Here is a 6,834-nt window from a genome sequence, read left to right on the forward strand (position 1 = left end):
CGCCGACCGGTTTCATGTGACCCAGGACTTCATCGCGCAGATGCTGGGCGTACGGCGCGTGGGTGTGAGCGGGGCAGCAAGCGAATTCCAGCGGCGTGGACTGATTGAATATCACCGAGGTGAGCTCACTGTGCTCGATCGGCTGGGTCTGCAGCACGCAGCGTGCAACTGCTACGCGGCGGACAAGCGACTGCTCAATGAGTTGATGCCTTCGGGTTCTTGAGGGGCCACGTTCAGCATCGCAGACCTCAATGATTTGGCGAACTGGCGCTGAGGCCGGCCAACGCGAGCCATGGGATGACCGCACGCTTACCTTTCTTCGGCTACATCAGCGCTCATTGCTGTTGCCACTGCGCGATTAGGTGGTGGATTGGCGACGCGAATCAGTGGAGGTTTTGTTGTGCGAACGCATTGTGGATTTGCTGCAAAAACTCAACCCAGGCAGGTCGGCTCCGACCTGTCAATCTGCCGTTCCGTCTGACATCTTGACGACGCGCAAGGGCAGATGCGTTACTGGACGCTCGGCGTTGGCTGCTGAAAGGCTGTGTACCGCGTCGCCCACCGCCTTGTAGTCTCGCCAGAACCGCTCAAGTGCAGGCCCGCCTCCGGCCATTTGAACCGCGCGGATGAGGCCGGCGTGGGCTGCCACCATATGCGTGAGCTGGGCTTCCAGCCGCTTGATGTCCTGCCGGTAGCCTGCGGCCTGGTCTTGCAGACTGCCGGCGCCCCCACCTCCTGCGACGATTTTGCGTACTCCTTGCTGCTGTGCCTGGGCCGCAGCGATGAGCGCGCTTCTAGCCTCATTGCGCGTGAACGCTGAAGGGTTCTTCAACGTGCTGTGGCGCCGTGCCACCTCCCGCGCCGTGATGTCGATGTTGTCGGTGAGTAGCGTGTTGAGGATGTCGGCCAGCTCCTCGTTCTTGGGGTCTAAGAGCAGCCTCATTTGAAGATGTCCTCTTTCAGGGTGGAATGGTCGATGCCGTCTGCGAAGACGGATTGGTTCGGTTGGGCGTGAAGCGCAGCCGACACACCAGCAATCAGCCGCTCGGCATGGGCAATCTGGTTCTTGCGCCCCACGGTGGTGGCCGGCTTGCAACGAGCCGCGTCCCGCATCGCCACGAGCTTCGAGCGAAGGTCTTCAAGAGTCACCCGGTGCTCAGCGACCCCGCTGGCCGTAAAGTGCTTGCACTGGTCGAAGCACTTGAGGTGTCGAGTGCAGGGATTGACAGAGAAGCTGTTGGTGCAGAAACCGTACGGCGTGACGTGGAAGCCATCTGCGTTGGCCGCCAAGTAGATGAAGGCTGCTTCATCACCGCTCTCGTGCTGGATGCGCTTAAACGATTGCCCCAAATGGCTTTGCAGCGCCATACCACTGACGACCATCTTGCCCACCAATTCCTTGGCGCTTCCTGCGGGAAGGACCTTGGACGCTGCAGGCGGCAGTTTGACGAAGCTCAACTTCTCTGCGAGGTTGCGATGGTCATACTCGTAGCTCTGAGCGACGGTCCGTCGACCGAACTGGTGCGTAATGATGGTGTCAGGCACATTCTTACGGAACATCTCTGTGTTCATGAGATGCCGAAGACTGTGCGGCTTGATTGACATCAACTTCGACTCAGGCGACCGTCCGTACACACTGAACATCGACCGGCCTGCATGACGTCCTAGCGCGATGAGCATTCCCGGGTACAGCATCGGCTTGATTTCTGTGTCCTCTTGAAGGGGAAGCTGGAGCGGGTAAGTTCGTCCTGCCGTACTCCGCCCCAGGCTCAGAAATAGGCGGTCGCTGGTCCAAACTGGCCGCCCGGAGGAGGTACGAAAAATCCGGCAATCCGAGTCAGGAAATCGGCTGGGGTTCTGCTGTTGCAGGCGCAGCAGCTCTCGGACGGGGCCGACAATCTCTACCATCTCAGTGACCGTTGAGACCACAACATCTTCGAACATCGCGGGCACATGCTGGTGTGCCTCAACAAGCAGATTTGGGGCGCCGTCGATGTGCTTCTCGGCGTAATAGTGCAGTCGCAAGGAGCGTGAGACGCCGCCCACCGTTCCGGCCGGGCGGCCGGTGACTATGTCGAGGTGTTCATCCCAAACCAAGCAGTCGGCGGGTATCGTCAGCACCTCCTCGATTCGCAGTCCCGTGAACAGAGCCAGTTTCACGACACCGAAGCGAACTGCGTCCATGTAGGTCTGGGGCGTCTCCTGGAAGACGATTCGCGTCAGTTCAAGTAGCGCGGAAAGGTCCGGTAGCTTCTCGGCGTGCTGGCGTTCCTGCAGCGAGCCGAGCAACGCTGACGACTCCTTCCTTTTTAGTTCCGGGCGGACTGGGCAATGAACGGAGATGAGGTTCTCGTCGATGTACCTCGCGACCGTTGAGAAGTCGCGCGCCGGCTTGTCGGACCAGGCCTTAAGGCCCAAGACGGCGTCAAAGTTTTCACGTGAAAGCTCCCACGGCGGGCATCGAACCAGAGAGAAGAGGCGACGAGCAGCTCTGGCTATTTGTTGTGTGTCGCCGGTCGAGCGGCCGCTGCTGCAGTGCTCGACGATTAGGGCTTTGATGAAGTCCTGCACGTCTTCACCGAGCACCGCGCCTTCCGGCAATTGGCTGGGGTGCCATCCAGTTGAGGCCGCCATCGCGGTCAGGTCGCGCGACACCGCAAAGCCACAACTTCCAGGGACGTGGAGGTCATGGCTTTTGTTCAACTTGCGTAAGTCCCAGTCCGTGTTAGACGTGGCGGCGCCGTTGCTGTCGAGTTCGATGTGCCAGTCAAGTCCGTGCGATGAAGCGACACGACGCATCCGGTCGATGAAGTGTTGGCGCCGATGGAATATTGACCCCTTCGACTTCTAGATGGTCAGTTTTCGGTCGGCGTCAACAGATATGTCCACTGGAATGGTCTTCGCACTGCCCAGAGGCGTGATTTCCCGCTCCTGAATCACTCGCAGCAGCCGGCCCTGCAGGGACAACGGCATGTCGCCAATCTCGTCGAGGAACAACGTACCTCCGTTTGCCTGCAGGAGCTTTCCCTGGTAGCCCCTCTTCTTTGCACCGGTGAATGCGCCTTCCTCATAACCAAACAGCTCTGATTCGATCAACGTCTCAGGAATCGCGGCACAGTTGACGGCCACGAACGGCCCGCGCTTTCGCGGGCCAGTGTTGTGAAAGGCAGCTGTAAAAACCTCCTTGCCGACCCCGGACTCTCCTTCAATCAACAGGGGAATATCCGAGCCGAGGATCATTGACGCCTTCTGGATCGCCCGCTGCATCATGGGGTCTCCGAGATCCAAATCCTTCAAAACCAGATCTGGCTTCTTGACGATCGCGCGCTCCCGGTCCGCGGGCACTCCGTTTTGTGCTGCTGCACGGGTGAATGCAGCCGCTTCACGGCTTGCACCGACGCTAACCAGAATCGTGACCTCACGGCCGTCGGCCAAGTATGTTGTGAACTGCCCATCCCCCATGCGCGTTTTCTCAATCACGCGTTCCAGTTCGAGGTCCATGGAGAACAGGTCCCCGAAACGTTTGGTTGGAATGTCGGCCAAGCTAAGGCGCATGAGGCCCCGCGCCGCACAATTCGACCCCCGCAATCCACCGTCGAGCCCAAACACGACGATTCCTTCCTTGATGGTTCCGATGTACTCCGCAATTGGGTGGAAATGGACCACGATCTGGTCTGCCATTTCACGCACCAACACCCTGTTTTCGATCAGCACCGCCACCGTGCGCATGAAACCCAGCGTGTGCAGATGCGACACTGTTGTGGTGCTGTAGGTCGCGATTGTCGCTACAAGGAGTCCGGAGGAATCGAAGATAGGCGCGGCGGTCCCACAAAGCGAGCGGAACTTGACCAAGTAGTGCTCCGCCTCGTCGACGGCCACTGGTGCCCTGCTCGCAATGCAAGTGCCGACTGCGTTCGTCCCTGCAATCCCTTCACCCAAACGGACGCCCGGAAGAAAGAAGCGCCCTTGTGGCCCCGACATGAAATCACCATCGCCCTTGCTGTAGAGGATCAGCGCCTCCGCGTCTGCCAGCAGCACCACGCTGGACGTGCCCGCCATCTGCTCGTAGGTGTTTTCTATCGACGGCTCAGCGTACTTCAGCACTTTCCTGCAACGCTGTCTTGCATCGTCAAGATTTGCGCGAGAGAGGACCATCGGGCGAACGTCCTCAGTTTCCGCCAGCCCCGCTGCCGCCGAGCGTCGCCACGAAGCCCGTAGGGCTTCGCGAGATGGCTCATCGCAGTTCACACGACAAATTTCAGGTGGCACAGTTGTCTCCGCTTGTAATGGTAGAGCACTTTCCAGCACCCGTGATGCATCGGCACCCTATCGCTTTCCATGCCTGTTGGGCTTTCCCCCTGCCATCACTGCTCCAAGTTCACCAACAATCTTGCCCCGCTTGCGAAGCGCGTAGCGTGCGAAGGGGGTTGACAAGGCCAACCACGTTGACGCTTCTTTGCTCGTGCATTCCAGCAACTGCGCCACCTCCACCGCATCCATTTCAGACTGTAACTGCGGGACTCCCGCGAAAATGGCTCCAGACCTCAGAGCTGCATCGATGAAGCCGTGTTCCAGCAAGGAATGCAGCAAGTCAAGCCGTGTATCCAGGGAAAGAGACTGCCACTGATGCAGACTCATCTTGAGTGCAGCACGGTCAAGCTTGTACCGAACGGCAAATGGAAACCAATGCAAGGATTTCGCACATTGATGTTCGAACTCAAGACAAGCAACTGGAGAACTGTCGTGTTTCACTGGAGCACAGTTGGTAGTGGAGAAGGTTGTTGCCGTTTCAGCCGTCAAGGCCGTTCCTACGCGCAGCAAATCGCCGCCCAACCCACGCGGTCGCCAAGCCTAGGAGGATCGCGTACTCCAAAGAAATGGTGATCGTCGCCACAAGGGTGACACCGAGCGCAAGGCGCTCGTCTGGCTCATCGCGCCAGAGATGTCGGATCTCCCGCAAGTTCAACAGTCCTGATGCCACGACAACCAGAAGGCCTGCAATCACCGCGAGCGGCAAGTACTTTATCCAGGAGGTAACAAAGAAAAGAATGCCAATCAGGAACACCGAGGCACTCACCGCGGACAACGGAGTCCTCGCCCCCGCAGCCACATTCACCCCCGATCGGTTGAACGAACCGCTGGCCGGGTAAGACGAGAAAAATGCTCCCACGAAGTTCGCAAGGCCCTGTCCCACCAGTTCCTGGTTGGCATTGAATGGCTCGCCCACACGACGGGCAACAGCCTTGGCGATCGCCATCGCTTCGGTCACGGCGAGCAGTGTCATCACCAGCGCTGCAATCGCAAGGCCGCGCATGGCGGTGATGTCCGGCGCGGAGAATGGCGGCAACGCACCAGGCAGCTCCTGCACCGTGGCGGGTTCGACTTGAAGTATTCCGGACGCCAGCCAAGTTACCGCAGTGCCGCCAAGCACCGCGACCAGGATCGGGGGGACCCAGCGGCTGGAACGAAGCGCCACTAGGTGAACGACGATCGTCGCCAATGCTGCGATGACCGCAACAGGCTGGACGGCTCGCACGTCTTTCGCGACTGCCTGGAGCGTGTCCACAATGGAAAGCCCGCGCCGCAGGTCGAGCCCGAGCAACGTGCCCATCTGGCTGTTCACGATCAAGATGGCGGCTCCCGCCGTGAATCCCGCGATTACCGAATGAGGTACCTTGTCCACCCAGTTGCCAAAGCGGCCAATGCCGAGGAGCAATTGCAGGACACCAACCATGAAGGTGAGCGTGATCACCAGCGACACGTACTGCGGCGATCCGACAGCCGCCAGGGGCGCGACGAGTGCCATGGTCGTTAGGGAGATCGCGTTGGCTGGCCCGGTCACCATCAAGCGGCTGCTGCCGAAAAGTGCGGCGACGATGCAGGGGACCATCGCCGCGTACAACCCGTAGGCGGGAGGCATCCCGGCAAGGGTGGCGAATGCCACGCCCTGCGGCAGGACCACAATCGCGCCAGTCAGTCCCGCCAGTAAATCCGCCTTGAGGACATCCTTTTGTCGCCATTGCGGAAGCCAGCGTACAAACGGCAACTTTGGTGTCACGACACGACTTGGTAGTAGATGTTTTGCGGATGCTGTGCTTGAGCGAAGAAAAACCAACGCTCGGTCAACATGCCTAGTGCCTGGAAGAAAAACGCCAGCAGCCATGCGGCTTCGGACTCGGTCAGGACGGCCCACACCACCAACGTGATGGGAATGCCGAACGCAAGCACCTGAAATCCCACCTTCGCCCGGCGGAAGGCATGTAGCGACGCGCCATGGAAGAACTCCCGTGTATTGAAAGAGCCACCGGTCATGCCCATTGAGGTCTGTACGACGCGGCCTGAGTTGACTCCCGTCGCCGACTGGACAGTGGACTTGGGCTTCAGTCTTGAATTGCGACGAAGCGACAGGACTCGCGTGAACCACGCAAGAGCTGTTGCCGCCAATGCCCAGCCACCCAGCGTGGTGGCGAACTCGCGCTCGCCCGTCACCACGGCGAGGGCGCCAGAAGTGACGACGCCCGAGGCGAGCCCCAGCATCACGTAATTGATGATGGTGAGCGGGTGTGCCCACTCCTGGATGAAACGGATACAGGCATAGATCATTGCCGTGCAATACCAGAGCAAGAAGGCGCCGACGATGACGATCCATGCCAACACCTGGCTTGTCGAAGCGTGCAACGTGAAGATCGTGCTTAGCAAGGCCCAAGCTCCGACAACGCCAATGAACGCGGGCAAGAGGATCACCTCGCGCGACATCCCGGGCACGCAGCCCGTCACCGACCGCCCGACCCCGGGCCGCTGAGGAGGACCGCGATGAACCACGACGACGACACC

General features: G+C 59.7%; 7 protein-coding genes. 1 reads left to right on the forward strand and 6 read right to left on the reverse strand.

Annotation, left to right across the window (positions count from 1 at the left end):
- Positions 1 to 223: Crp/Fnr family transcriptional regulator (locus tag ACN4F8_RS03450; protein WP_419472319.1), on the forward strand; the 223-nt coding region annotated here is incomplete at its 5' end.
- 237 nt (positions 224 to 460) lie between these two features.
- On the opposite strand, the gene ACN4F8_RS03455 is transcribed toward ACN4F8_RS03450, so the two are convergent.
- From ACN4F8_RS03455 to ACN4F8_RS03480, 6 genes are all read right to left on the reverse strand, one after another.
- The gene (locus ACN4F8_RS03455; RefSeq protein ID WP_094478839.1) at positions 461 to 943 is read right to left on the reverse strand and encodes a hypothetical protein; all 483 of its coding nucleotides are present in this window, start codon (positions 941 to 943) and stop codon (positions 461 to 463) included.
- On the reverse strand, positions 940 to 2,799 hold the full coding sequence (locus ACN4F8_RS03460; protein ID WP_419472320.1) for a hypothetical protein: 1,860 nt from the start codon (positions 2,797 to 2,799) through the stop codon (positions 940 to 942). The genes ACN4F8_RS03455 and ACN4F8_RS03460 overlap by 4 nt, the downstream gene beginning before the upstream one ends.
- Before the next feature lie 48 nt (positions 2,800 to 2,847).
- Positions 2,848 to 4,155 carry a sigma-54-dependent Fis family transcriptional regulator gene (locus ACN4F8_RS03465; protein ID WP_419472321.1) on the reverse strand — a complete coding sequence of 436 codons (1,308 nt, stop codon included), beginning with the start codon at positions 4,153 to 4,155 and terminating at the stop codon, positions 2,848 to 2,850.
- A gap of 171 nt (positions 4,156 to 4,326) precedes the next feature.
- Positions 4,327 to 4,800 carry a nitrate reductase associated protein gene (locus tag ACN4F8_RS03470; protein ID WP_419472322.1) on the reverse strand — a complete coding sequence of 158 codons (474 nt, stop codon included), beginning with the start codon at positions 4,798 to 4,800 and terminating at the stop codon, positions 4,327 to 4,329.
- Entirely contained in the window at positions 4,790 to 6,058 is a 1,269-nt protein-coding gene (locus tag ACN4F8_RS03475; RefSeq protein WP_419472323.1) for a SulP family inorganic anion transporter, read from the reverse strand. The genes ACN4F8_RS03470 and ACN4F8_RS03475 overlap by 11 nt, the downstream gene beginning before the upstream one ends.
- A partial coding sequence (locus ACN4F8_RS03480; protein ID WP_419472324.1) for a dimethyl sulfoxide reductase anchor subunit family protein occupies positions 6,055 to 6,834 on the reverse strand: 780 nt, incomplete at its 5' end. The genes ACN4F8_RS03475 and ACN4F8_RS03480, both read right to left, overlap by 4 nt.

Source organism: Hydrogenophaga sp. (genome assembly GCF_048549895.1).
Taxonomy (GTDB): Bacteria; Pseudomonadota; Gammaproteobacteria; order Burkholderiales; family Burkholderiaceae_C; genus Hydrogenophaga.